Source organism: Streptomyces durocortorensis (assembly GCF_016901035.1).
Classification (GTDB): domain Bacteria; phylum Actinomycetota; class Actinomycetes; order Streptomycetales; family Streptomycetaceae; genus Streptomyces; species Streptomyces durocortorensis.
On sequence record NZ_JAFEUF010000428.1, the window covers coordinates 1 to 2,869 of the forward strand.

Consider the following 2,869-nt stretch of genomic DNA (forward strand, 5'->3'; position numbering starts at 1 on the left):
CGCCGCCGAACAACCTTTGTGGGAAAGCCCCGCACCCTTGTGGTGCGGGGCTTTCCTGCGTTCAGGACCTTTCGGGCCGTCTACATCGGGGTGACCAGGCGGGTGTCGTAGGCCAGGATGACGGCCTGGACGCGGTCTCTGGCGCCGGTCTTGGCGAGGATGCGCGTCACGTGCGTCTTCACCGTGGACTCGGCGAGGTGGAGGCGGGCGGCGATCTCCGAGTTGGACCAGCCCTGGCCTATCACCGTGAGGATCTCCCGTTCCCGTTCCGTCAGGGCGGTGATGCGCGGGTCCGAGGCGGCCCGTGCACCGGGTACGGCCGGGAGATGGTGGACGTACGCGTCGAGGAGCCGGCGTGTGAGGGTCGGGGCGACCACTGCGTCGCCGGCGGCCACGGCGCGGATGCCGGCGAGGAGTTCCTCGGGCAGGGCGTCCTTGACCAGGAAGCCGCTGGCACCGGCGCGCAGACCGTCGTACGCGTACTCGTCGAGGTCGAACGTCGTGACGATCAGGATGCGGGTGCGGGCGCCCGACGCGATGATGCGCCGGGTCGCCTCGATGCCGTCCAGGCCAGGCATGCGGATGTCCATCAGCACGACGTCCGGGTGGTGGCGGGCGACCAGGTGTACGGCCTCGGTGCCGTTGCCGGCTTCGCCGACCACCGTCATGTCGTCCTGGCTCTCCAGCAGCATGCGGAATCCGAAGCGCTGCATCGCCTGGTCGTCGGCGATCAGTACGGTCGTCACGGGTGCGTGTCCTCCAGGGGAAGGCGGAGCTGTACCCGCCATCCGGTGTGTTCGGGTCGTGGGCCCGCTTCTAGAGTGCCGTCGTACAGGGCGGCGCGTTCGCGCATGCCCATGATGCCCTGGGCTGCCAGCGGTGCTTCCGCTGTTTCTGCGGTTCTGCCGGTGCCGGTGCCGGTGCCGGTGTCGGTGATGCGGGCGTTCAGGTGCGTGGGCGAGTAGGTGAGGGTGACCGTCGCGGACGTGGGGCCGGTGGCGTGCTTGAGGGTGTTGGTCAGGGCCTCCTGGATCACGCGGTACACGGTGAGCTGGAGTCCCGGGGTGAGGGATTGCGTGGCGGGTTCGCCGTTCAGCTCCAGGTGGACGGGCAGGCCTGCTCGGCGTACGCGTTCGATGAGGGGGGTCAGTTCGTCGAGCGTCGGCTGAGGTGTGCGTTCGGCGTCGGGGTGGTCGTCGCGCAGGACGCCCAGGAGGCGGCGGAGTTCGGACAGGGCCTGCCTGCTGGTCGTGCCGATGGCCTCCAGGGCCTGCCCCGCGCGTTCCGGGTTCTTCCGGGCCGCGTACGCGCCGCCGTCCGCGAGGCCCGTGATGACGGACAGGTTGTGGCCGATGATGTCGTGCATCTCCCGCGCGATACGGGTGCGTTCGGCGGCGGCCGCGAGCCGGGCCTGCTGGTCGCGTTCGTGTTCCAGCCTATGGGCGCGTTCGACCAGGGCCTCGGTGTACTCGCGCCGCGTACGTACCGCGATTCCCAGCAGCACGACGAAGACCAGGCCCCAGACGTACGAGACGACCTCCTGGCCCCAGCCGGCGGGGATGCGGAAGCCGCCCGACAGGACCGGGGCGAGGAAGAGGAGAGCTGCTGCCCCGACCGTACGGAACGAGGAGCGCAGCACGAGCTGGAAGACCGGGATCAGCTGGAGGAGGGAGGCCTGCACCACGGCCCCCGTCCAGACGTTGACGAGGGATATCGGTGTCATGAGCAGGACTACGGCCAGGGGGTGCGTGCGACGCCACAGCAGCGGCAGGGAGAACCCGAGGCTCATCAGGAGTACCAGGAACTCGGGCGCCGTCACGTCCTCGTGTGCGGTGTGCCGCCAGCCGCCGGAGGTGTAGTCGAGCACCGCGGCCACGGTCCAGAAGCCGGTCACCGCCGCGTCCCAGAGCCTTGGTCGGCGTCGGTCGACTGCGCGGAGCCGGTCGAGGGCGTCGCGGATGATCCGGGTGAGGGGAGGCACCGTGGCCTCGGTGCCCCGGTCCCGGTCCCGATCGCGTTCGCGGTCCCGGTCCCGCGGTGGGGTGTTCACCTGGTCGCTCCTCGTGGGTCAGACGTCGCGGCGCTTGAGTGTCAGCGCTGCCGCGGCCAGTGTCGTGCCCGCCCACAGGGACAGGGCGAGCAGGGCCGGGCCGGGGGAGGCGGTGCCCTCGATGGGGGTGGCGGAGCCGAGGGCGCCGGCGGCCTGGGTGGGGAAGTACATGATGACGCGCTCGACGACGGCGTACGGGAGCATCCCGAGGATCTCCGGCAGGATCATGACCCCGCCGATGAACGCCCCGATCGCGCCCGGCACCGAGCGCAGCAGTGCGCCGAGGCCGAGGGCGAGCAGGCCCATCAGGGTGAGCGCTCCGGCGTTGCCCACCAGGGCGCGCAGGATGCCCGGGTCGGTGAACGAGGCCGCCTGGTCGGTGTCGTGGAGGAAGGCCTGGGCCGCCGCGAACGTCACCACGGATGTGGCGAGCATGACCGTGAGGACGGTGGCGGCGAACACCGCGGCCTTGGCCCACAGCACGGGGAGCCGAGCGGGTACGGCGGTGAGCGAGGAGTGGATCATGCCGGTCGCGTACTCGCCCGCGGTCGTCAGGATGCCCAGGACGACCAGGCAGATCTGGCCGAGCAGGCTGCCGTACAGCGTCAGGACGACCGTGTCGACGTCGGAGTCCCCGCCGCCGGAGGTGTAGGTCGCGCCCATGATCAGGCCGACGCCGAGCACCATGACGACCGCCGAGATGACGGTGACCCAGGTGGAGCGCAGGGAACGGAGCTTGTGCCACTCCGCACGCAGGATGCGGGGCGCGGTGATGCGGTACGGCTGAGAGGGGATGGGGAGGGGAGCGGGGATGGAGAT

Annotated in this window: 3 protein-coding genes; all 3 read right to left on the reverse strand. The window is 70.7% G+C overall.

What is annotated here, in order from left to right; genetic code table 11:
* Positions 1–80: 80 nt before the first annotated feature.
* Genes JS521_RS34950 through JS521_RS34960 form a run of 3 tightly spaced genes read right to left on the reverse strand, consistent with a single transcriptional unit; the run spans position 81 to position 2,869 of the window.
* Positions 81–746, reverse strand: a complete 666-nt coding sequence (locus JS521_RS34950; RefSeq protein WP_205086884.1) for a response regulator — start codon at positions 744–746, stop codon at positions 81–83.
* Positions 743–2,050, reverse strand: a complete 1,308-nt coding sequence (locus JS521_RS34955) for a sensor histidine kinase (protein ID WP_205086885.1) — start codon at positions 2,048–2,050, stop codon at positions 743–745. The genes JS521_RS34950 and JS521_RS34955 overlap by 4 nt, the downstream gene beginning before the upstream one ends.
* An 18-nt stretch (positions 2,051–2,068) precedes the next feature.
* Complete coding sequence (locus JS521_RS34960; RefSeq protein WP_372448645.1) at positions 2,069–2,869, reverse strand: ABC transporter permease; 801 nt, start codon at positions 2,867–2,869, stop codon at positions 2,069–2,071.